The sequence below is a fragment of the Streptomyces sp. NPDC059895 genome (assembly GCF_042731035.1).
Taxonomy (GTDB): domain Bacteria; phylum Actinomycetota; class Actinomycetes; order Streptomycetales; family Streptomycetaceae; genus Streptomyces.
In genome coordinates, this window is sequence record NZ_JBHWKO010000008.1 from 120,802 (window position 1) to 142,743 (window position 21,942).

At 72.0% G+C, this 21,942-nt stretch carries 18 protein-coding genes; 15 read left to right on the forward strand and 3 right to left on the reverse strand.

Annotated elements, in window-relative coordinates; translation table 11 throughout:
• Positions 1-73 precede the first annotated feature (73 nt).
• The 9 genes from ftsW to ACFV9M_RS12400 all read left to right on the forward strand — a co-directional run bounded on the left by ftsW (position 74) and on the right by ACFV9M_RS12400 (position 8,684).
• Entirely contained in the window at positions 74-1,429 is a 1,356-nt protein-coding gene (gene ftsW / locus ACFV9M_RS12360; RefSeq protein ID WP_385078421.1) for a putative lipid II flippase FtsW, read from the forward strand.
• Between the two features lie 6 nt (positions 1,430-1,435).
• Complete coding sequence (gene murG / locus ACFV9M_RS12365) at positions 1,436-2,524, forward strand: undecaprenyldiphospho-muramoylpentapeptide beta-N-acetylglucosaminyltransferase (RefSeq protein ID WP_385078420.1); 1,089 nt, start codon at positions 1,436-1,438, stop codon at positions 2,522-2,524.
• A 39-nt stretch (positions 2,525-2,563) separates the two neighbouring features.
• Positions 2,564-3,358, forward strand: a complete 795-nt coding sequence (locus ACFV9M_RS12370; protein ID WP_385078419.1) for a cell division protein FtsQ/DivIB — start codon at positions 2,564-2,566, stop codon at positions 3,356-3,358.
• A gap of 278 nt (positions 3,359-3,636) precedes the next feature.
• Positions 3,637-4,833 (forward strand): cell division protein FtsZ, encoded by a 1,197-nt coding sequence (ftsZ, locus tag ACFV9M_RS12375; RefSeq protein WP_385078417.1) that lies wholly within the window; start codon positions 3,637-3,639, stop codon positions 4,831-4,833.
• Entirely contained in the window at positions 4,830-5,558 is a 729-nt protein-coding gene (pgeF, locus tag ACFV9M_RS12380; RefSeq protein ID WP_385078414.1) for a peptidoglycan editing factor PgeF, read from the forward strand. The genes ftsZ and pgeF overlap by 4 nt, the downstream gene beginning before the upstream one ends.
• Positions 5,559-5,564: 6 nt before the next feature.
• The gene (locus ACFV9M_RS12385) at positions 5,565-6,284 is read left to right on the forward strand and encodes a YggS family pyridoxal phosphate-dependent enzyme (protein ID WP_385078411.1); all 720 of its coding nucleotides are present in this window, start codon (positions 5,565-5,567) and stop codon (positions 6,282-6,284) included.
• Positions 6,285-6,412: 128 nt separating this feature from the next.
• Entirely contained in the window at positions 6,413-7,054 is a 642-nt protein-coding gene (locus ACFV9M_RS12390; RefSeq protein ID WP_385078408.1) for a cell division protein SepF, read from the forward strand.
• Positions 7,055-7,119: 65 nt separating this feature from the next.
• Positions 7,120-7,404 (forward strand): YggT family protein, encoded by a 285-nt coding sequence (locus tag ACFV9M_RS12395; RefSeq protein WP_130437221.1) that lies wholly within the window; start codon positions 7,120-7,122, stop codon positions 7,402-7,404.
• 53 nt (positions 7,405-7,457) lie between these two features.
• The gene (locus ACFV9M_RS12400) at positions 7,458-8,684 is read left to right on the forward strand and encodes a DivIVA domain-containing protein (RefSeq protein WP_385078404.1); all 1,227 of its coding nucleotides are present in this window, start codon (positions 7,458-7,460) and stop codon (positions 8,682-8,684) included.
• A 250-nt stretch (positions 8,685-8,934) separates the two neighbouring features.
• Here ACFV9M_RS12400 and ileS read toward each other — a convergent pair whose 3' ends face one another.
• Complete coding sequence (ileS, locus tag ACFV9M_RS12405) at positions 8,935-12,066, reverse strand: isoleucine--tRNA ligase (protein ID WP_385064183.1); 3,132 nt, start codon at positions 12,064-12,066, stop codon at positions 8,935-8,937.
• Between the two features lie 619 nt (positions 12,067-12,685).
• On the opposite strand from ileS, the gene ACFV9M_RS12410 reads away from it, so the two are divergent.
• The 5 genes from ACFV9M_RS12410 to ACFV9M_RS12430 all read left to right on the forward strand — a co-directional run bounded on the left by ACFV9M_RS12410 (position 12,686) and on the right by ACFV9M_RS12430 (position 18,362).
• Positions 12,686-14,221, forward strand: coding sequence for a TraR/DksA C4-type zinc finger protein (locus ACFV9M_RS12410; protein WP_385064185.1), 1,536 nt, complete (start codon positions 12,686-12,688; stop codon positions 14,219-14,221).
• A 67-nt stretch (positions 14,222-14,288) separates the two neighbouring features.
• A complete protein-coding gene (gene lspA / locus ACFV9M_RS12415) occupies positions 14,289-14,948 on the forward strand; it encodes a signal peptidase II (RefSeq protein ID WP_385064187.1) in 660 nt (219 codons plus the stop codon).
• A gap of 136 nt (positions 14,949-15,084) precedes the next feature.
• Positions 15,085-16,029 carry an RluA family pseudouridine synthase gene (locus ACFV9M_RS12420; RefSeq protein WP_385064189.1) on the forward strand — a complete coding sequence of 315 codons (945 nt, stop codon included), beginning with the start codon at positions 15,085-15,087 and terminating at the stop codon, positions 16,027-16,029.
• The gene (locus ACFV9M_RS12425) at positions 16,026-16,502 is read left to right on the forward strand and encodes a GNAT family N-acetyltransferase (protein ID WP_385064191.1); all 477 of its coding nucleotides are present in this window, start codon (positions 16,026-16,028) and stop codon (positions 16,500-16,502) included. Before ACFV9M_RS12420 ends, ACFV9M_RS12425 begins: the two co-directional genes overlap by 4 nt.
• 273 nt (positions 16,503-16,775) lie before the next feature.
• Positions 16,776-18,362 (forward strand): Na+/H+ antiporter, encoded by a 1,587-nt coding sequence (locus tag ACFV9M_RS12430; RefSeq protein WP_385064193.1) that lies wholly within the window; start codon positions 16,776-16,778, stop codon positions 18,360-18,362.
• Between the two features lie 91 nt (positions 18,363-18,453).
• Here the strand turns inward: ACFV9M_RS12430 and ACFV9M_RS12435 are convergent, their stop codons facing one another.
• Positions 18,454-19,575, reverse strand: a complete 1,122-nt coding sequence (locus tag ACFV9M_RS12435) for a mechanosensitive ion channel family protein (protein WP_385064195.1) — start codon at positions 19,573-19,575, stop codon at positions 18,454-18,456.
• Positions 19,576-19,697: 122 nt separating this feature from the next.
• Between ACFV9M_RS12435 and ACFV9M_RS12440 the strand changes: the two genes are divergently transcribed.
• Entirely contained in the window at positions 19,698-20,267 is a 570-nt protein-coding gene (locus ACFV9M_RS12440) for a dienelactone hydrolase family protein (RefSeq protein WP_385064197.1), read from the forward strand.
• A 10-nt stretch (positions 20,268-20,277) separates the two neighbouring features.
• Here ACFV9M_RS12440 and ACFV9M_RS12445 read toward each other — a convergent pair whose 3' ends face one another.
• Complete coding sequence (locus ACFV9M_RS12445; protein WP_385064488.1) at positions 20,278-21,921, reverse strand: alkaline phosphatase D family protein; 1,644 nt, start codon at positions 21,919-21,921, stop codon at positions 20,278-20,280.
• Between the last annotated feature and the right edge of the window lie 21 nt (positions 21,922-21,942).

Genomic DNA, 21,942 nt, shown 5'->3' on the forward strand with positions numbered 1-21,942 from the left:
ATGTGGCTGGGTTCTCGTCGGCGGTGCACCGCCGGTCACGGCGCCGTGCCGGGCGGCGGGGCGGTGAGCGCCGATGCCCGGTAGCCGAACCGGCGGCCGGCCGCCCGTTCAGCGGGCCGCGCGGCGGCCCGCCGCCCGGCCCCCGCGCGACAACCCCGTGCTGCGGTTCGCCACCCGGGCGCGCAAGGCCTGGGACCGGCCGCTGACCGCGTACTACCTGATCCTCGGCGGCAGTCTGCTGATCACCGTGCTGGGCCTGGTGATGGTCTACTCGGCCTCGCAGATCACCGCCTTGCAGATGTCGCTGCCGGGCTCGTTCTTCTTCCGCAAGCAGTTCCTGGCGGCCGCCATCGGCGGGGTGCTGCTGCTGGTCGCCTCCCGGATGCCGGCCAAGCTGCACCGGGCGCTGGCCTACCCGATCCTCGCCGGCGCCGTCTGCCTGATGGTGCTGGTGCAGGTGCCGGGGATAGGGAGGGCGGTCAACGGCAACCAGAACTGGATCTCGCTCGGCGGCTCGTTCCAGATCCAGCCCAGCGAGTTCGGCAAGCTCGCACTGGTCCTGTGGGGTGCCGACCTGCTCGCCCGCAAGCAGGACAGGAAGCTGCTGGCGCAGTGGAAGCACATGCTGGTGCCGCTCGTGCCGGTCGCGTTCATGCTGCTGGGGCTGATCATGCTCGGCGGCGACATGGGGACGGCGATCATCCTGACGGCGATCCTGTTCGGCCTGCTGTGGCTGGCGGGCGCCCCCACCCGGCTCTTCGTGGGCGTGCTGTCGATCGCCGCCGCGATCGGTGTGATCCTCATCAAGACCAGCCCGAACCGCATGGCCCGGCTGCAGTGCCTCGGCGCCACCGAACCCCAGTCCGGCCCCGTCGACTGCTGGCAGGCCGTGCACGGCATCTACGCCCTCGCCTCCGGCGGGATCTTCGGTTCCGGGCTCGGTGCGAGCGTGGAGAAATGGGGCCAACTCCCCGAAGCACACACCGACTTCATCTTCGCCGTCACCGGTGAGGAACTGGGCCTCGCGGGGACGCTGTCGGTACTCGCCCTGTTCGCGGCTCTAGGCTATGCGGGTATCCGCGTGGCCGGACGCACGGAGGACCCCTTCGTGAGGTATGCCGCGGGAGGTGTGACCACCTGGATCACGGCGCAGGCCGTGATCAACATCGGTGCGGTGCTCGGCCTGCTGCCGATCGCCGGTGTCCCCCTCCCGCTGTTCTCCTACGGGGGCTCCGCCCTGCTGCCGACCATGTTCGCCATCGGGCTGCTGATCGCGTTCGCGCGCGACGAGCCCGCTGCGCGGGCGGCGCTTGCGATGCGGCATCCCCGCTTTGGTAGAAAGCGGGGGGCCGGGGGTCTCACGGGGCCCCGGAGATGGAACACGATGCGACGGCGTGCCTCGGCGGCGCGTTCGTCCGGAGAGCGGTGAATTTCGGTGCATGTCGTACTCGCTGGTGGGGGGACCGCCGGCCACATCGAGCCCGCGCTCGCCCTCGCGGACGCCCTGCGCAGGCAGGACCCGACCGTGGGCATCACGGCCCTGGGCACCGAGCGCGGCCTGGAGACCACGCTCGTTCCCCAGCGGGGCTACGAGCTCGCGCTGATCCCCGCGGTGCCCCTGCCGCGCAAGCCCACGCCGGAGCTGATCACCGTCCCGGGCCGGCTGCGCGGCACGATCAAGGCGACCGAGCAGATCCTGGAGCGCACCAAGGCGGACGCCGTCGTCGGCTTCGGCGGGTACGTGGCCCTGCCCGGCTACCTCGCCGCCAAGCGCCTGGGGGTGCCGATCGTCATCCACGAGGCCAACGCCCGCCCCGGCCTGGCCAACAAGATCGGCTCCCGGTACGCCGCCCAGGTCGCGGTCTCCACCCCGGACAGCAAGCTCCGCAACGCGCGGTACATCGGCATCCCGCTGCGCCGCTCCATCGCCACCCTGGACCGCGCCGCCGTGCGCCCCGAGGCCCGCGCGATGTTCGGCCTCGACCCGAACCTGCCGACGCTGCTCGTCTCCGGCGGCTCCCAGGGCGCCCGCCGCCTCAACGAGGTCGTCCAGCAGGTCGCCCCGTGGCTCCAGCAGGCCGGCATCCAGATCCTGCACGCGGTCGGCCCGAAGAACGAACTGCCGCAGGTCCAGCAGATGCCGGGAATGCCCCCCTACATCCCGGTAAGTTATGTGGACCGGATGGATCTCGCGTACGCCGCGGCCGACATGATGCTCTGCCGCGCGGGCGCGATGACCGTCGCCGAACTCTCCGCCGTCGGACTCCCGGCCGTCTACGTCCCGCTGCCCATCGGCAACGGCGAACAGCGGCTCAACGCCCAGCCGGTGGTGAAGGCCGGCGGCGGTCTGCTGGTCGACGACGCGGAACTGACCCCGGAGTGGGTGCGGGAGAACGTCCTGCCGGTGCTCGCCGACCCGCACCGGCTGTACGAAATGTCCCGCGCCGCAGGCGAGTTCGGCCGCCGGGACGCGGACGACCTGCTCGTCCGCATGGTGTACGAGGCGATCGCCGCACGCCGTTAGGCGCGGCGGGCAAGGCTCTGGGAGCGAAGGGCAGGGAGCGTGGCCGGACCCACCACCGCCGAGCGCGGTGCACGCCAGCAGGAGACGTCCGGCCCGCCCCTGGCCCGCAGGCTGGGCCCGCGCCGACTTCGTACGATCATCATCCTCGCGGTGGCCGTCGTACTCGTCGGGGCGGGCGTCGTCTGGACGTTGTACGGCTCGCGGTGGCTGCGCGTGGAGCACGTCTCCGTCTCGGGGACGAGCGTGCTGACGCCGCACCAGGTGCGCGAGGCCGCCGACGTCCCGGTCGGGGACCCCCTGGTCTCGGTCGACACCGGCGCGATCGAGGCGCGGCTGCGCGCGGCACTGCCGCGGATCGACGCGGTCGAGGTGGAGCGCTCCTGGCCTCATGGAATCGGCCTGAAAGTGACCGAACGCAAGCCGGTCCTGCTGGTTCAAAAGGGGAAGAAGTTCGTGGAAGTGGATAAGAAAGGCGTCCGCTTCGCCACCGTTTCCGAAGCCCCCCGGGATGTGCCGCTGCTCGACGTGGAAACCTCGACGTCGGGTTCGGCCGCCGCGAGTCTGCGCCGCTTCGGGGTGGACCGGCTGGTGCGCGAGGCGGTGAAGGTCGCCGGCGCGCTCCCGGCCGCCGTCGCGCGGGACACACGGGCCGTCAAGGTGCGTTCCTACGACGACATCTCGCTGGAGTTGAGCGGTGACCGCACGGTGGTGTGGGGCAGTGCCGAGAAGGGTGCCGCGAAGGCCCGTACCCTCATCGCCCTGATGAAAGCCTCCCCGGACGCCGGGCAGTTCGACGTCAGCGTGCCCACGGCCCCCGCGTCAGCGGGGAGTTGACGCACATCAGAGCAGGCCAGCACCCTGGTTGGGCAGCGACTTGGCTGATCACATAGGGTGAAAAGAAAAACGGGAGGTTCGGCGTGTTCGTTGAACGGGCGCCACTTGTCGACTTAGTGTCCTGTTCAGAAGACTTCATGGAACAGACACACTGGTAACCCTAAACTTCAGGGTTAGGGTTCGGGTCGGCGAAACGGACCGTCCCATTCGGCATCAGTCACCGGAGCGCGGATCACCGCGAGACGGCGACCCGTAACTCGAGGCGAGAGGCCTTCGACGTGGCAGCACCGCAGAACTACCTCGCAGTCATCAAAGTCATCGGTGTCGGCGGCGGTGGTGTCAATGCCATCAACCGGATGATCGAGGTCGGTCTCAAGGGCGTCGAGTTCATCGCCATCAACACCGACGCGCAGGCGCTGTTGATGAGCGACGCCGACGTCAAGCTCGACGTCGGCCGCGAACTCACCCGCGGACTCGGCGCCGGAGCCAACCCGGCCGTCGGCCGCAAGGCCGCCGAGGACCACCGCGAGGAGATCGAGGAGGTCCTCAAGGGGGCCGACATGGTCTTCGTGACGGCCGGTGAAGGCGGCGGCACCGGCACCGGCGGCGCGCCCGTCGTGGCCAACATCGCACGCTCCCTGGGCGCCCTCACCATCGGCGTGGTCACCCGCCCGTTCACCTTCGAGGGGCGGCGCCGCGCGAACCAGGCCGAGGACGGCATCGCCGAGCTCCGCGAAGAGGTCGACACCCTCATCGTCATCCCGAACGACCGGCTGCTGTCCATCTCGGACCGCCAGGTCTCGGTCCTCGACGCCTTCAAGTCGGCCGACCAGGTCCTGCTCTCCGGTGTCCAGGGCATCACCGACCTGATCACCACCCCGGGTCTGATCAACCTCGACTTCGCCGACGTCAAGTCGGTCATGTCCGAGGCCGGCTCGGCGCTCATGGGCATCGGCTCGGCCCGCGGCGACGACCGCGCGGTGGCCGCAGCCGAGATGGCGATCTCCTCGCCGCTCCTGGAGGCCTCCATCGACGGCGCCCGCGGTGTGCTGCTCTCCATCTCCGGCGGCTCCGACCTCGGCCTGTTCGAGATCAACGAGGCCGCCCAGCTGGTCAGCGAGGCCGCCCACCCCGAGGCCAACATCATCTTCGGCGCGGTCATCGACGACGCCCTCGGCGACGAGGTCCGCGTCACCGTGATCGCGGCCGGCTTCGACGGCGGCCAGCCCCCGGCCCGCCGGGACAACGTCCTCGGCACGGCCTCCTCCACGGCCCGCCGCGAGGAGCCCGCCCCGGTACGGCAGCCGGAGAGCCGCCCCACCTTCGGCTCGCTCGGCAGCGTCACGCCGAAGGAGGAGCCGGAGCCGGCGCCCGAGCCGGTGCCCGAGCTCCCGGTCTCCCCGCCGGTCCCGCCGTCGCGGACCTACTCGGACAGCGCGGCCGAGGAACTGGACGTGCCGGACTTCCTGAAGTGATAGGACAGCGCGGACACGTGAGCGGCGCGCACTTCGCCTTCACCGACCGGTGGGGCGGGGTGAGCGCCGCTCCGTATGAGCAGCTCAACCTGGGCGGGGCGGTCGGCGACGACCCCGGCGCCGTCCGGACCAACCGCGAACTGGCCGCGAAGTCCCTCGGGCTTGACCCCGCCTCCGTCGTCTGGATGAACCAGGTGCACGGCACGGACGTGGCCGAGGCCGACGGGCCGTGGGGCGAGCGCCCCGTGCCCGAGGCCGACGCGCTCGTCACGGCCCGGCGGGGTCTCGCCCTCGCCGTCCTGACCGCCGACTGCACCCCCGTCCTGCTCGCCGACCCGGTCGCCGGGGTCGCCGCCGCGGCCCACGCGGGCCGGCCCGGCATGGTCGCCGGGGTCGTCCCCGCCGCCGTACGGGCCATGGTCGAGCTCGGCGCCGAACCGGCGCGGATCGTCGCCCGCACCGGGCCCGCCGTCTGCGGCCGGTGCTACGAGGTGCCGGAGGCGATGCGCGCCGAGGTGGCCGCCGTCGAGCCGGCGGCGTACGCCGAGACGAGCTGGGGTACGCCGGCGGTCGACGTGACCGCCGGGGTGCACGCGCAGCTCGAGCGGCTCGGTGTGCACGACCGGGAGCGGTCGCCGGTGTGCACGCGGGAGTCGCAGGACCACTTCTCGTACCGCCGCGACCGCGCCACGGGGCGACTCGCGGGTTATGTCTGGTTGGACTGATGAGGGATGACGGACCGTAAGACCGAACTCGCCGCCAACCTGGCGCAGGTGGAGGAGCGCATCGCCGCCGCGTGCGCGGCCGCCGGCCGTGAGCGGGAGGAGGTGACCCTGATCGTGGTCACCAAGACCTACCCGGCGCAGGACGTGCGGATGCTGTCGGAACTCGGCGTGCGCCACGTCGCCGAGAACCGTGACCAGGACGCGGCGCCCAAGGCCGCGGCCTGCTCGGATCTGCCTCTTTCCTGGCACTTCGTGGGCCAGTTGCAGACCAACAAGGTGCGCTCCGTGGTCGATTACGCCGCTGTCGTGCAGTCCGTCGACCGGTCCCGGCTGGTGACCGCCCTGTCGAAGGAGGCCGTACGGGCCGGACGCGAGCTCGGCTGCCTCATCCAGGTCGCGCTCGACGCGGGCGAGAGCGCGCGCGGCGAGCGGGGCGGCGTCGCCCCGGGCGGCATCGAGGAGTTGGCCGGACTCGTCGCCGCCTCCCCCGGACTGCGGCTCGACGGACTGATGACCGTCGCACCCCTGACCGGGGAGTATGCCGGACGGCAACGGGCGGCGTTCGAGCGGTTGATGGATTTGTCGACTGACCTGCGCCGAGCCCATCCGGCTGCGAACATGGTCTCGGCAGGGATGAGTGCGGACCTCGAGGAGGCCGTGGCAGCCGGGGCGACACATGTGCGCGTCGGCACCGCGGTACTCGGAGTCCGCCCCAGGCTCGGGTAACGTCGCCAAGAAGTCGGACCACAGCAGAAAATATGGTCATTACCGCCGAAAGGCGGGCACAAGGGCCACGTGGATCGCGGGACTTGGCAGTCGGAAGTCGATCCACCACAGAGCGGAGGACTCAGAGCATGGCCGGCGCGATGCGCAAGATGGCGGTCTACCTCGGCCTCGTGGAGGACGATGGGTACGACGGCCGGGGCTTCGACCCCGATGACGACTTCGAACCCGAGCTCGATCCGGAGCCCGAGCGTGACCACCGGCGGCACGAGCCGTCGCATCCGTCACACGGCGTACATCAGTCCCAAAGGGACGAAGAGGTGCGTATCGTGCAGCCGCCCGCGCCGCGCGAACCGGTCGCCCGAGTCGCTTCGCCGACCGCGGAATCCGGGCGTCCGGCGCGCATCGCGCCCGTGGCATCCATCACACAAGAACGTCAGTCCCTGGAGAAGAACGCACCGGTGATCATGCCCAAGGTCGTGTCGGAACGAGAGCCGTACCGGATCACCACGCTCCACCCCCGGACCTACAACGAGGCCCGTACCATCGGGGAACACTTCCGTGAGGGAACCCCGGTGATCATGAATCTGACCGAGATGGACGACACGGACGCGAAGCGACTTGTCGACTTCGCCGCCGGTCTGGTGTTCGGCCTCCACGGCAGCATCGAGCGGGTGACGCAGAAGGTGTTCCTGTTGTCTCCTGCTAACGTCGATGTCACGGCGGAGGACAAGGCCCGCATCGCAGAGGGCGGGTTCTTCAACCAGAGCTGAGACGCACCACCGGAAAACAGCAGTACACGAAGAGCGCGCAAGCAGGGGAGAGGGAAGCACCGAACATGAGCGTGGTCCTTGATGTCGTCTACATCGCGCTGATGGTCTTCCTCATCGTGCTCATCTTCCGGTTGGTCATGGACTACGTCTTCCAGTTCGCCCGCTCATGGCAGCCCGGCAAGGCGATGGTGGTCGTTCTGGAGGCCACCTACACTGTCACCGATCCACCGCTCAAGCTTCTGCGGCGGGTGATCCCGCCGCTGCGTCTCGGGGGCGTGGCGCTCGACCTGTCCTTCTTCGTACTGATGATCATCGTCTACATCCTGATCTCGATCGTGAGCGGGCTGTGAGCGATGTGACCTACCGTCTTGCCGAATGCCGACGACTACGTTGAGGTGAAGAGATGCCGTTGACCCCCGAGGACGTGCGGAACAAGCAGTTCACGACCGTCCGTCTCCGAGAAGGCTATGACGAGGACGAGGTCGATGCCTTCCTCGACGAGGTCGAAGCCGAGCTGACCCGTCTCCTGCGCGAGAACGAGGACCTGCGCGCCAAACTGGCCGCGGCCACGCGTGCTGCTGCCCAGAACCAGCAGAACATGCGCAAGCCTCCGGAGCAGCAGGACCAGCAGCAGGGCGGCATGCCGCAGCAGCAGCAGGGCATGCCGCAGCAGCAGGGCATGCCGCAGCAGGGGATGCCCCAGCAGCAGGGCATGCCGCAGCAGCAGGGCATGCCGCAGCAGCAGGGGATGCCGCAGCAGGGCATGCGAGGTCCGGGCGCACCGGTGCCCGCCGGGATATCGGGCCCGCCGCAGCAGCAGATGGGTGGCCCCATGGGTGGCCCGCCCCAGCTGCCGAGCGGTGCCCCGCAGCTGCCTGCCGGCCCCGGCGGCCAGGGTCCGCAGGGCCCCGGTCCGATGGGCCAGGGTCCCATGGGTCAGGGGCCGATGGGTGGCCAGCCCCCCATGCAGCAGCAGATGGGCGGTCCGATGGGCGGCCCCATGGGCGGTCCGATGGGCGGCCCCGGTCAGGGACCCGGTGGCGACAGCGCCGCCCGCGTCCTGTCGCTGGCCCAGCAGACGGCCGACCAGGCGATCGCGGAGGCCCGTTCCGAGGCCAACAAGATCGTCGGCGAGGCGCGTTCGCGGGCCGAGGGCCTCGAGCGTGACGCCCGTGCCAAGGCCGACGCCCTGGAGCGGGACGCGCAGGAGAAGCACCGTGTCGCGATGGGCTCCCTGGAGTCCGCCCGCGCCACGCTGGAGCGCAAGGTCGAGGACCTGCGCGGCTTCGAGCGCGAGTACCGCACGCGTCTGAAGTCGTACCTGGAGTCGCAGCTGCGTCAGCTGGAGACCCAGGCCGACGACTCCCTCGCCCCGCCGCGCACTCCGGCCGCCGCCTCCCTCCCGCCGTCCCCGGCGCCTTCCATGGCTCCGGCCGGCGCGAGCGCCCCGTCCTACGGCAACCAGGGCATGGGCGCGCCGAGCCCGGCCGGTCCGTCCTACGGCGGCCAGCAGCAGATGTCCCCGGCGATGACCCAGCCGATGGCTCCGGTGCGGCCGCAGGGCCCGTCGCCGATGGGCCAGGCTCCCTCGCCGATGCGTGGCTTCCTGATCGACGAGGACGACAACTGACGGCCAGTAGTACGCCTTAGGCGTCGGCAGCGTTCAACAGGGCGGGGCCCCGGATCACTGATCCGGGGCCCCGCCCTGTTGCGTGCCGTGGCGACGGGGTGCGGGTGCGGTGTGCCGGGGTGGGGGCGGGAGGGGCTGAGCGGCCCGGCGTTCCGGGGGTGCCTCCCTCCACGAGGTGGCCCGCCCGGGGACGGAGCGGCGGCTGTCCGCCGGGGTGGGCCCGGGGACAGCCGCCGTCGGTCGGGGAGGGTTACGCCTTGCGGAGGCGGAACGTCAGGGTCAGGCCCTCGTCCGTGAACGGGGTGCCGTAGGTGTCGTCCGCCTCGCCCTGGGCGAAGTCCGTGGCGAGGACCTCGTCGGCGATCAGTCCGGTGTGACCGGTCAGGGCGTCGACGGTGGCCGGGTCGGTCGCGGTCCAGCGGAGCGCGATGCGGTCGGCGACGTCGAGGCCGCTGTTCTTGCGGGCCTCCTGGATCAGGCGGATCGCGTCACGGGCCAGGCCGGCGCGGCGCAGCTCCTCGGTGATCTCCAGGTCGAGGGCGACCGTCGCGCCGGAGTCGGACGCCACCGACCAGCCCTCGCGCGGAGTCTCCGTGATGATCACCTCGTCCGGGGCGAGGGTGATCGTCTCACCGTCGACCTCGATCGACGCCGTGCCGTCGCGCAGGGCGAGGGAGAGTGCGGCCGCGTCGGCGTTCGCGACGGCCTTCGCCACGTCCTGGACCCGCTTGCCGAACCGCTTGCCCAGGGCCCGGAAGTTGGCCTTGGCGGTGGTGTCGACCAGGCTGCCGCCGACCTCGGAGAGCGAGGCCAGGGACTCGACGTTCAGCTCCTCCGTGATCTGTGTGTGCAGCTCGGGGGAGAGGGCGTCGAACCCGGTCGCCGCGATCAGGGCGCGTCGCAGCGGCTGGCGGGTCTTCACCCCCGACTCCGCGCGCGTGGCGCGGCCCAGCTCGACCAGGCGGCGGACCAGGACCATCTGCCGTGACAACCCGGGGTCGATGGCGGAGAGGTCCGTCTCCGGCCAGGCGGCCAGGTGGACGGAGTCCGGGGCGCCCGGGGTGACCGGGACCACCAGGTCCTGCCAGACCCGCTCGGTGATGAACGGGGTCAGCGGGGCCATCAGCTTGGTGACCGTCTCCACGACCTCGTGCAGGGTGCGCAGCGCGGCCTTGTCGCCCTGCCAGAAGCGGCGGCGGGAGCGGCGGACGTACCAGTTGGACAGGTCGTCGACGAACGCCGAGAGCAGCTTGCCGGCGCGCTGGGTGTCGTAGGCCTCCAGGGACCGGGTCACCTGGTCGGTGAGCGCGTGGAGCTCGGACAGCAGCCACCGGTCCAGGACCGGGCGGTCGGCGGGGGCCGGGTCGGCCCCGGACGGCGCCCAGCCGGCCGTACGGGCGTACAGGGCCTGGAAGGCGACCGTGTTCCAGTACGTGAGGAGCGTCTTGCGGACGACTTCCTGGATGGTGCCGTGGCCGACGCGGCGGGCCGCCCACGGGGAGCCGCCGGCCGCCATGAACCAGCGGACCGCGTCCGCGCCGTGCTGGTCCATGAGCGGGATCGGCTGGAGGATGTTCCCGAGGTGCTTGGACATCTTGCGGCCGTCCTCGGCGAGGATGTGGCCGAGGCAGACGACGTTCTCGTACGACGACTTGTCGAAGACCAGCGTGCCGACCGCCATCAGCGTGTAGAACCAGCCGCGGGTCTGGTCGATGGCCTCGCTGATGAACTGCGCCGGGTAGCGGGACTCGAACAGTTCCTTGTTCTTGTACGGGTAGCCCCACTGCGCGAACGGCATCGATCCCGAGTCGTACCAGGCGTCGATGACCTCCGGCACGCGCGTGGCCGTCTTCTCGCACTGGGGGCAGGCGAAGGTGACGGCGTCGATGTACGGGCGGTGCGGGTCCAGCTCCGACTGGTCGGTGCCGGTCAGCTCGGTGAGCTCGGCGCGGGAGCCGACGACGGTGAGGTGGTCGTCCTCGCAGCGCCAGATCGGCAGCGGGGTGCCCCAGTAGCGGCTGCGGGACAGGGCCCAGTCGATGTTGTTGTTCAGCCAGTCGCCGAAGCGGCCGTGCTTGACCGTCTCGGGGAACCAGTTGGTCTTCTCGTTCTCCTGGAGGAGGCGGTCCTTGACGGCCGTGGTGCGGATGTACCAGGACGGCTGCGCGTAGTAGAGGAGCGCGGTGTGGCAGCGCCAGCAGTGCGGGTAGCTGTGCTCGTACGGGATGTGCCGGAAGAGGAGGCCGCGCTGCTGGAGGTCCTCGGTGAGCTTTTCGTCCGCCTTCTTGAAGAAGACGCCGCCGACCAGGGGGACGTCCTCGGCGAAGGTGCCGTCCTGACGGACCGGGTTCACCAGCGGCAGGCCGTAGGAGCGGCAGACCTTGAGGTCGTCCTCGCCGAAGGCGGGGGACTGGTGGACCAGGCCCGTGCCGTCCTCGGTGGTGACGTAGTCGGCGTTGACCACGAAGTGGGCCTCGGCAGGGAACTCCACCAGCTCGAAGGGGCGCTGGTAGGTCCAGCGCTCCATGTCGGCGCCGGTGAAGGTCTCGCCGGTGGTCTCCCAGCCGTCGCCGAGCGCCTTGGCGACGAGCGGCTCGGCGACGACGAGCTGCTCCTCGCCGTCGGTGGCGACGACGTAGGTGACCTCGGGGTGGGCGGCGACGGCCGTGTTGGAGACGAGGGTCCAGGGGGTCGTCGTCCACACCAGGAGCGCGGCCCGGTCGGCGAGCGGACCGGAGGTGAGGGGGAAGCGGACGTACACGGACGGGTCGACGACCGTCTCGTAGCCCTGGGCCAGCTCGTGGTCGGAGAGGCCGGTGCCGCAGCGCGGGCACCAGGGGGCGACGCGGTGGTCCTGGACCAGCAGGCCCTTGGTGAAGATCTCCTTCAGCGACCACCAGACCGAGTCGACGTACTCCGGGTCCATGGTCCGGTAGGCGTCGTCGAGGTCGACCCAGTAGCCCATGCGGGTCGTCAGCTCGGCGAAGGCGTCGGTGTGGCGGGTCACCGACTCGCGGCACTTGGCGTTGAACTCGGCGATGCCGTACGCCTCGATGTCCTGCTTGCCGCTGAAACCGAGCTCCTTCTCGACCGCCAGCTCCACCGGCAGGCCGTGGCAGTCCCAGCCCGCCTTGCGGGCCACGTGGTAGCCGCGCATGGTGCGGAAGCGGGGGAAGACGTCCTTGAAGACGCGCGCCTCGATGTGGTGGGCGCCCGGCATGCCGTTGGCGGTGGGCGGGCCCTCGTAGAACACCCACTCGGGGCGGCCCTCGGACTGCTCCAGGCTCTTGGCAAAGATCTTCTGCTCGCGCCAGAAGTCGAGCACCGCGTGCTCGAGGGCGGGCAGGTCGACCTGGGCGGGCACCTGGCGGTACGTCGTCATCGATCTTCCTCCGGCGGACTTTCTGCCTTCCGTCGGAGGGACGAGAGCCTTCTTTTCCGTCTACGCCGTGTGCGGCGCGCTCCCGCGGTACCACCCTCCTTGGCCCTCCGGTGCGCCGTACGCTCCGGTGAGCCCCCTCATTGGGGTCGCGATGCCGGGTCTACTGGCCCTGTGCGGCCGGTGGGCGGGGCCCATCGTCCAAGGCGTTCTTCCGGCGGCTCCGGGGTGATCTTCACGTCGCGCTCGCCCCCGGGCTTCCACCGTCCCCGGGTCGCTCTGGGCTGCGTACGCCGCTACTCGTCCCCATCCACGCTTTTCGCTGCGCCCAGTGTACGGCGCCGCGACGACAGCGGCCGACCGGTTTTCGGGACGGGCGGGCGCGGGGCGCGGGCGGATCCGGGATGACCCGAACGGTGAGGCGCGCGGACCCGGGGTTCCCGGGACGGCCGGCCCGGCGGATTACCCGCCGGGGAGCTGGGCACAACGGATGCAGGCTTGCCGCACGGCGTGCGCGAGGCGGGCGAATCGGGCGGTGTGCCCCGTTGCCGCGGGACCCAAGTCGATTTATCGTCCCAGCACGATTTGCGCGCAAAGCACAATATGTGAAGGGGCCGCGGCCATGGTGGCGAAGAAGACCGCCGTACAGCAGTCGGCGTCCGGCAGGCCCACGGGTGCCCCTGGCGGTGCGGCCGGGCATGTCGGCAAGAGCGGCAAGAGCCTCGGCGAGGACCTCGGCAAGGACGGCAAGGACGGCAGGGGAGTCGTCGGCGATGGCGGCGGCGGGGCGGTGAGGACGGTGGGGGCGGCTGTCGGCGTGGGGACGCCGGAGTCGGGGGTTGGCCGGGCTCCGGTGGGGAAGAAGTCGGTCGCCGAGGAGGGGGAGGGGAAGAGAGCGGTGCCCAGGAGGACCACCGCCAGGAGGGCCGCCGCGCCGCAGGCGTCCGGCAAGCAGGCGTCCGGCAAGCAGGCGTCCGGCAAGCAGGCGTCCGGTGGGCAGGCGTCGGCGAAGCGGGCGTCCGCGCGGAGGACGGCCACGACGAACGCTTCCGTCGGGAAGGCGGCCGAGCGGCCTGAGGCCGTCGCGGAGAGGACGGGGGAGAAGGCGGACAAGAAGGTGCCTGCCAAGAAGGCGCCTGCCAAGAAGGCGCCTGCGAGGAAGGCGCCCGCCAAGAAGGCGCCTGCGAGGAAGGCGCCCGCCAAGGAGGTGCCTGCGAGGAAGGCGCCCGCCAGGAAGGCGCCGGTGAGAACGGCACCCGACGGGCATGCGGCGGTCGAGGACACCGCAGAGGTGGAGGAGGCCGCAGCGCTGGAGGAGACCGCCGGACCGACCGGCAAGGCCACCGGACCGACAGGAAAGACCGCCGGATCGACCGGCGAAGGCGCCGGCAAGGCGGTCAGGTCGGCGGGGAAGGCGGTCGCGCGGGCGGGCGGTCGGGAGAAGGCGGGTGCCGGGAAGAGGACGGGGGCGAGGAAGGCCGTGGCCCCGCAGGAGGCCGCGGTGGCGGGGAGCGTCGGCAACGAGGTGACCGCCGGTTCGGAGGGGGCCGGCGGCAAGGGCGGTGCGGTGGCCGGAGAGCCCTCGGGGAGCGGGGGCACGGCCGGGAAGCGCACCGCCGGGAAGAGCACGGCCAAGAAGGTGGGCGCGGCCTCGGCCGCGGAGCAGACGGGAGCCACGACGGTGGTTGCGAAGAAGACTCCTGGCACGGCCACGGCGGCGAAGACGGCCGTTCCCAAGGCGCGGTTCGCCGCCGCGGAGCCGGGCGAGCTGGCGGTGCGCCCCGGTGAGGAACCCTGGACCCCGGAGGAGGCCGACGAAGCCCGCGCCGAACTGCAGTCCGAGCGGGAGCGGCTGCGCGCGGAACTCGCCGCGTCCGAGGCGGCCCTGGCGGGCCTGATGCGCGACTCCGGGGACGGCGCCGGAGACGACCAGGCGGACACCGGGACCAAGAACATCACGCGGGAGCACGAGCTGGCGCTGGCCGCCAATGCGCGCGAGATGCTGATCCAGACGGAACACGCCCTGGAGCGGCTGGACGCCGGTACCTACGGCCTGTGCGAGAACTGCGGCAACCCCATCGGCAAGGCCCGTATGCAGGCCTTCCCCCGGGCCACGCTGTGCGTCGAGTGCAAGCAGAAGCAGGAGCGCCGGTACTGATCACCCGGCCGTCGGGGGGTGTGCCGTACCCTCGTCCTCAGTCAGGTACCTAGGTTGAGGGACTCACGTGGCAGAGGCGGAGCGCATCATCGGTACGCCGGACACCCCCGAGGCGGCGGGAGCCGCGCCGGAGCCGTCCGACGGGACCGCCGGGAAGGCGGCGCCGGACGGGTCGTCCGGTGCGCACGAGCCGGTGGCGGGAGCCGAGGACGGGGCCGAGGCGGGCGCCGAGGGACCGCGCGGCAAGCGCCGGGTCGCCGTGCTGTTCGCGGTCGCCGCGTTCGCGTACGCCCTCGACCTGGTCAGCAAGATGATCGTGGTCGAGAAGCTGGAGCACCAGGAGCCGGTCGAGATCATCGGCGACTGGCTGAGGTTCGAGGCGATCCGCAATGCCGGCGCCGCCTTCGGCTTCGGCGAGGCCTTCACGGTGATCTTCACGGTCATCGCGGCGGCGGTGATCGTGGTGATCGCCCGGCTCGCGCGCAAACTGCGCAGCCTGCCCTGGGCGATCGCGCTCGGCCTGCTGCTCGGCGGCGCGCTCGGCAACCTCACCGACCGGATCTTCCGCTCGCCGGGCGTCTTCGAGGGCGCGGTGGTGGACTTCATCGCGCCGAAGCACTTCGCGGTCTTCAACCTCGCCGACTCGGCCATCGTGTGCGGCGGCATCCTGATCGTGCTGCTGTCGTTCAAGGGACTCGACCCGGACGGCACCGTCCACAAGGACTGACTCCGCGACGACCCGGTCCGGGTCCGGGTCCGGGGCGGGGGCCGAGGGCAGCGGGCGGCGGGCTCCGCGGGCGGTTGTCCATGGTCGTCCACAGGCTCCGTACGGTCCTGTCCCACCCGTCCTGCATACTCGACGGGTGAGCACCCTTCCCGAGATCCGTACCCTGCCCGTGCCCGACGGCCTGGAGGGCGAGCGCGTCGACGCCGCCATCTCCCGCATGTTCGGCTTCTCCCGCACCAAGGCGGCCGAACTCGCCGCGACGGGGAAGGTCGCGGTCGACGGGTCGGTCGTCGGGAAGTCCGAGCGGGTGCGCGGCGGCGCCTGGCTCGAGGTCGAGATGCCGCAGGCGCCCGCGCCGGTGCAGGTGGTGGCCGAACCGGTCGAGGGCATGGAGATCGTCCACGACGACGACGACGTGGTCGTCATCGTCAAGCCGGTCGGGGTGGCCGCCCACCCGTCGCCGGGCTGGACCGGGCCGACCGTCATCGGCGGTCTCGCCGCCGCCGGCTACCGCATCTCCACCTCCGGCGCCGCCGAGCGCCAGGGCATCGTGCACCGGCTCGACGTGGGCACCTCCGGCCTGATGGTGGTCGCCAAGTCCGAGTACGCGTACACGTCGCTGAAGCGCCAGTTCAAGGAGCGCACGGTCGACAAGCGCTACCACACGCTCGTCCAGGGCCACCCCGACCCGACCAGCGGCACCATCGACGCCCCCATCGGCCGGCACCCCCAGCACGACTACAAGTGGGCGGTCACCGCCGACGGCAAGCCGTCCGTCACCCACTACGACCTCATCGAGGCGTTCCGCGCGGCCTCTCTCCTCGACGTCAAGCTGGAGACCGGCCGCACGCACCAGATCCGCGTCCACATGTCGGCCCACCGCCACCCCTGCGTCGGCGACCTGACGTACGGCGCCGACCCGACGCTCGCCAAGCGGCTGCGCCTGACCCGGCAGTGGCTGCACGCGGTGCGGCTGGGCTTCGAGCACCCCGGCGACGGCCGGTGGGCCGAGTTCGCCTGTGACTACCCGGACGACCTGCAGAACGCCCTGGACCAGGTCCGCGAGGAGACCTACGGATGAGCACGCGCGCGTACGGGGTGCGTGTCGTGGAGGACCCCGCCGACCGCGAGGCCTGCTTCGCGCTCCGCAAGGAGGTCTTCGTCGACGAGCAGGGGGTCCCCGAGGACATCGAGTACGACGTCCACGACGCCGACGCGGTGCACGTGCTGGCGGTCGGCGAGGACGGCGTGCCCCTGGGGACCGGGCGGCTGCTGTACGGCGAGGCGGCCGCGGCGAAGACCGGCGGCGATCCCTCGGTCGGGTCGCTGGGCAGGCTCGCGGTCGCGAAGGAGGCGCGCGGGCTGGGCGTCGGGGCCGCGCTCGTGCGGGCGCTGGAGGAGGCGGCAGGCGCGCGGGGGCTCGCGGCCGTCGACCTGCACGCGCAGACGCACGCGCTGGGGTTCTACGAACGGCTCGGATACGCGGCCTACGGGCCGCAGTTCGCGGACGCCGGCATCCCGCACCGGGCGATGCGGCGGGCGCTGCGGCCGTAGGCCTGCGGCGTGGGCCTGCGGCGTGGGCCTGCGGCGTGGGCCTGCGGCTTGGGCCTGCGGCGTAGGCCTGCGGCGTGGGCCTGCGGCGTGGGCCCTGCCGTCGAGCTCCCGCCACGCCTGCCCGGCGACAGGACCCGGCCGTCGGACCCGGCGCCCGGGTGCCGCCCGGGGACCGGAGTGCCGTGGTCCCCGGTGCCGAACGGGCTGGTGACGGGTGTGGCGTGGCAGGCTGGAAGGCAGCCCTGTGACGTCGCGACCCCCGGAGCACTGACCGTGGATCAGTTGGCCCTGCTGTTCGTCCTGTTGCTCGGGGCCGTGGTGAGCGTCCCGCTCGGGGACCGGTGGGGGCTGCCCGCGCCGGTGCTGATGACGCTGCTGGGGATCGTGCTCGCGCTCGCGGACTTCGTGCCCGACGTCGACGTCCCGCCCGACCTGATCCTGCCCCTGCTGCTGCCGCCCCTGCTGTACGCGGCGGTCCGGCGGACCTCCTGGCGGCAGTTCGCGGCGAACAAACGGCCGATCTTCCTGCTGGCCGTGGCGCTGGTGTTCGTCACGACGATGTGCGTGGCCGCCGTCGCCCACACGATCGTGCCGGGGCTGCCGATCGCCGCGGCCGTCGCGCTCGGGGCGCTCGTCGCGCCGCCCGACCCGGTCGCCGCCACCGCCGTGGCCGGGCAGCTCGGGCTGCCCCGCCGGCTGGTGTCCATCCTGGAGGGCGAGGGGCTGTTCAACGACGTCACGGCCATCGTCCTGTACCACGTGGCGATCGCCGCCGCCGTGAGCGGCACCTTCTCGCCGTGGCGGGCCGGACTGGACCTGGTGCTGTCCGCGGTGGTGGCGGTGGCGGTCGGGCTCGCGCTCGGGTGGGGCGCCAACAAGCTGATGGACCTGCTCGGGGACGCGACGCTCCAGATCGGGCTCACCCTGCTGGTGCCGTACGCGTCGTACGTGCTGGCGGAGGAGTTCCACGGGTCCGGCGTGCTCGCGGTGCTCACCACCGCGCTGTTCCTCGCCGAGTACGCCACCGATCCCGACGACGTGATGACCCGGCTCGCCGGGCACACCTTCTGGGACATCGTCGACACACTGGTCACGGGGGTCGCGTTCGGGCTGATCGGGCTGGAGCTCCACAACGCCGTCCGGACCGCGTCCGGGCGGTGGGGCGAGATGCTCGGCTGGGCGGGGGCGGTGGTCGGGGTCGTGGTGCTGGTACGGCTGCTGTGGCTGCTGCCGGCCACCTGGCTCACCCAGCGCCTGCACCGCGGGCGGGACCGCGACGAGGAGATCCCGATGAGCTGGCGGGAGACCGTCGTCATGTGGTGGGCGGGGATGCGCGGGGTGGCCTCGGTGGCGCTGGCGCTCGCGGTCCCGTTGCGGACCGAGGCGGGGGAGGCCTTCCCCGACCGGGACGAGATCGTGTTCATCGCGTTCGGGGTGATCATGGGCACGCTGGTGTTGCAGGGGCTGACCCTGCCGTGGCTGGTGAAACGGCTCGGGGTGCGGGCGGACACCGACCGGGAGAAGGAGTTCGAGAAGGAACTGGCCGTGCGGGCGGCGCGGGCGGCCAAGCGCAGGCTGAGGGAGATCGAGGCCGAGGAGGAGCTGCCGGAGGAGCTGTCCGAGCAGATGGTGCGGCGGGCGTTCGACATCGGCCTGCGGATCAGCCCGGACCTGGGGGAGGACGAGCGGCGGGAGGCGCACGAGCAGCGGGCGCGCCGGCTGAAGCGGGTCCGGCGCATCCAGGGGGAGATGCTGAGCGCGGCGCGGCACGAGGTGGTGGCGGCGCGGAGCGAGCCGGGCGCGGACCCGGAGATCGTGGACCGGGTGCTGCGCCATCTCGACGTGCGCAGTCTGCGGTGAGGGGGGCGGGGGACGGCCTCCCGGCCCGCCCCGCCCGTTCCGGAACCTCCGGAGGACCGGGTGGGTGGGGCGGTGAGGGAGGCCGCGCCGGTCAGCGGTCCACGCGCGGCGACTCGTGGACGCGGCGCTGGCGTGGGGCGGCCGCGCCGTCGGGGAACGCCAGGCCGTTCGAGCGGCCCGGCGGCAGCGTCGCGTCCGCGGTGTTGACGCGGGGCAGCGCGTAGGGGTGCTCCTCGCACAGCCAGCGGATCATCCGCTCCCGGACGGTGACCCGCACCGTCCAGATGTCGTCGGCGTCCTTGGCGGTCACCAGGGCCCTGACCTGCACGGTGTTCGGGGTGGTGTCCGTGACGTCGAGGCCGTAGGCGCGGCCGTCCCAGGCCGGGCACTCGCGCAGGACGTCCCGCAGCTTCTCGCGCATGGCGTCCAACGGCGCCGAGTGGTCGACGTGCCAGTACACGGTGCCGGTCATCTGGGGCGTGCCCCGCGACCAGTTCTCGAACGGCTTGGACGTGAAGTACGAGACGGGCATCGTGATCCGGCGCTCGTCCCAGGTCCGCACGGTCAGGAAGGTCAGGGTGATCTCCTCGACCGTGCCCCACTCCCCGTCGACGACGACCGTGTCGCCGATGCGCACCATGTCGCCGAAGGCGATCTGGAACCCGGCGAACATGTTGCTCAGCGTCGACTGGGCGGCGACACCGGCGACGATGCCGAGGATGCCGGCGGAGGCCAGCAGCGAGGCGCCCGCGGCGCGGAACGCCGGGAACGTCAGCAGCATCGCCGCCACCGCCACCACGCCGACGATCGCCGAGACGACCCGCATGATCAGCGACACCTGGGTGCGGACGCGCCGCACCCGGGCCGCGTCGCGGTGCACGCGCGCGTAGCGGCTGTACGAGGTCTCCACGACCGCGGCGGCGATACGGATCGCCAGCCAAGCGGCGGCCCCGATCAGGACCAGGGTGAGCGTCCGGCCGATGCCGACCCGGTGCTCCTGGAGCAGTTCCGCCTCGTCGTAGGCGCCTCTCAGCAGCGCGGCGCAGAGCACGAGCTGGTAGGGGATACGGCCACGGCGCAGCAGCCCCCACAGGGGCGTCTCGGAATGGCGTCGGTCGGCCTTGGACAGCAGTCGGTCGGTGGCCCAGCCGATGAACAGCGTCACCAGGACCGAACCGCCGACCACGATCAGTGGGCGGAGCAGGTTCTCCATGCCTTCGAACGTAACCGGCAGGGCGGGGTCGTGAACATGCGGTTCGTGTGAAGAGGCACACGGTCCGGGTGACGGCAGGCGGTCCGTGCGGTGTTGTCGGTGCCGGCTGGCACCATGGCCCCATGAACATCATGCTCTTCCATTCGACCTATGGACCGCGTCCCGCGGTGCGTGCGGCGGCGGACCGGCTGCGCGCCGCCGGCCACGAGGTGTGGACGCCGGACCTCTTCGAGGGCCGCACGTTCGACACGGTCGAGGAGGGCATGGCCCACAAGGAGGAGACCGGCAAGGACGAGTTGCTGAGGAGAGCCGTCCTGGCCGCGGCGCCCTACTCGGAGCGGGGTCTGGTGTACGCCGGGTTCTCGCTGGGCGCGTCGATCGCGCAGACGCTCGCCCTCGGCGACGACAAGGCCCGCGGACTGCTCCTCCTGCACGGCACGTCCGACCTCGCGCCGAACGTCTCGGTGGACGAGCTGCCGGTCCAGCTGCACGTGGCCGAACCGGACCCGTTCGAGACCGACGACTGGCTGAGCGCCTGGTATCTCCAGATGCGCAGAGCGGGCGCCGACGTGGAGGTCTACCGGTACGCCGGGGCCGGCCACCTGTACACCGACCCCGGCCTGCCCGACTACGACGAGGAGGCGGCCGAGGCCACCTGGCGGGTCGCGCTCGGGTTCCTCGGCAGTCTGTAGCCCGCGACGGCTACACCGGGTCGTAGGTGCGTTCGACCTGCTGCGTGCCGCTGCGGGTGCGGTAGGAGCGGGTCCAGGACGAGCCGGCGTCCGCCCGCGTGCGGCTGGAGACCACGTAGTAGTCCATCTGCGCGCGCTCGGCGGTGACGTCCAGGACGCCGTAGCCGTGCCGGTCGGTGTCGACCCAGTGGACGTGGCGGTTGGCGGCCCTGATGGCCGGTGCGGCGATCGCGGAGACGGTGCCCTCGGGGACGTTCACGAGGTCGTCGAGGTTGTCGGAGGTCACCGAGGTGACGACGAACTCGGTCGCGGCCGAGGCGGACAGCGGGTAGGTCCCGGCGTCCACCGGCACGTCGTTGGCCCACGCCATGTGGATGTCGCCGGTCAGGAAGACGGTGTTGCGGACGGCGTTCGCGCGCAGGTGGGCGAGGAGCTCCCGGCGGTCGTCGGTGTAGCCGTCCCACTGGTCGGTGTTGAGGGCCAGGCCCTCCTTGGGCAGGCCGAGCAGCCCGGCGAGCGGCGCGAGCAGGTCCGCGGAGAGCGAGCCGACGGCGAACGGCGAGATCATCACCGAGTTGCCGACCAGTCGCCAGGTGGTGTCGGACGCCGTCAGCCCGGCCTTGAGCCAGTCGAGTTGGGCGCGGCCGGTGAGCGTGCGGTCCGGGTCGTCGACGCCGCCGTCGCCGGCGGAGACCTGCTGGGAGCGGAAGGACCGCAGGTCCAGCAGGGACAGGTCGGCGAGCCTGCCGAAGCGCAGACGGCGGTAGGTGGTGCCCGCCAGCGCCGGGCGGACCGGCATCCACTCGAAGTAGGCCTGCTTCGCGGCCGCCTGACGGGCCGCCCAGGTGCCCTCGGTGCCCTCGGTGTGGTTCTCGGCCCCGCCCGACCAGGCGTCGTTGGCGATCTCGTGGTCGTCCCAGATCGCCACGACGGGGGCCGTGGCGTGCAGGGCCTGGAGGTCCGGGTCGGTCTTGTACCTGCCGTGCCGGGTGCGGTAGTCGGCGAGGGTGAGGATCTCGTGCGCCGGCGCGTGCTGCCGTACGACCGTGCCGCGCGTGCCGTACTCGCCGGTGCCGTACTCGTAGATGTAGTCGCCGAGGTGCAGCCAGGCGTCGAGGTCGCCGCGGGCGGCGAGGTGGCGGTAGGGGGAGAAGTAGCCGGCCTCCCAGTTGGCGCAGGAGACCACGCCGAAGCGCAGGCCCGCCACGGACGCGTCCGCCGCCGGCGCGGTGCGGGTGCGCGCCACCGGGGAGTCGGTGCCGCCGGCCGAGAAGCGGAACCAGTAGTCGGTGGCCGGTTCCAGGCCGCGCACGTCGGCCTTGACGGTGTGGTCGGCGGCGGCGGTCGCGGTGACGGACCCCTTCGCCACGACGGTGGTCAGCGCCTTGTCCCGGGCGACGATCCACTCGACCTCGGTGTCCGGGCCGAGCCCGGAGCCGGGTATCGCCCCGGCGGTGGGCGTCACCCGCGTCCACAGCAGGACGCCGTCGGGCAGCGGGTCGCCGGAGGCCACGCCGTGCAGGAAGGCCGGGCTCTCCTCGACGGCCCGGGCGGGCAGCGCGGCGCCGAGCGGTCCGGCCAGCGCCGCGGTGGCGGCGGCGGCCTTGACGACCGAACGGCGGCGGGGCGCAGGCGGGTCGGCGCGTCCGGGCAGCGCGTCGGGGCCCTGTGTTGA

What these genes read in the sequence shown, in the direction of transcription:
- ftsW (WP_385078421.1), top strand. Translation starts at nt 74, where the DNA reads ATGCCCGGTAGCCGAACCGGCGGCCGGCCGCCCGTTCAGCGGGCCGCG.
- ACFV9M_RS12390 (WP_385078408.1), top strand. Translation starts at nt 6,413, where the DNA reads ATGGCCGGCGCGATGCGCAAGATGGCGGTCTACCTCGGCCTCGTGGAG.
- ACFV9M_RS12440 (WP_385064197.1), top strand. Translation starts at nt 19,698, where the DNA reads ATGAACATCATGCTCTTCCATTCGACCTATGGACCGCGTCCCGCGGTG.
- ACFV9M_RS12425 (WP_385064191.1), top strand. Translation starts at nt 16,026, where the DNA reads ATGAGCACGCGCGCGTACGGGGTGCGTGTCGTGGAGGACCCCGCCGAC.
- ACFV9M_RS12385 (WP_385078411.1), top strand. Translation starts at nt 5,565, where the DNA reads ATGACGGACCGTAAGACCGAACTCGCCGCCAACCTGGCGCAGGTGGAG.
- ACFV9M_RS12435 (WP_385064195.1), bottom strand. Translation starts at nt 19,575, where the DNA reads ATGGAGAACCTGCTCCGCCCACTGATCGTGGTCGGCGGTTCGGTCCTG.
- ACFV9M_RS12395 (WP_130437221.1), top strand. Translation starts at nt 7,120, where the DNA reads ATGAGCGTGGTCCTTGATGTCGTCTACATCGCGCTGATGGTCTTCCTC.
- ACFV9M_RS12400 (WP_385078404.1), top strand. Translation starts at nt 7,458, where the DNA reads ATGCCGTTGACCCCCGAGGACGTGCGGAACAAGCAGTTCACGACCGTC.
- ileS (WP_385064183.1), bottom strand. Translation starts at nt 12,066, where the DNA reads ATGACGACGTACCGCCAGGTGCCCGCCCAGGTCGACCTGCCCGCCCTC.
- ACFV9M_RS12410 (WP_385064185.1), top strand. Translation starts at nt 12,686, where the DNA reads ATGGTGGCGAAGAAGACCGCCGTACAGCAGTCGGCGTCCGGCAGGCCC.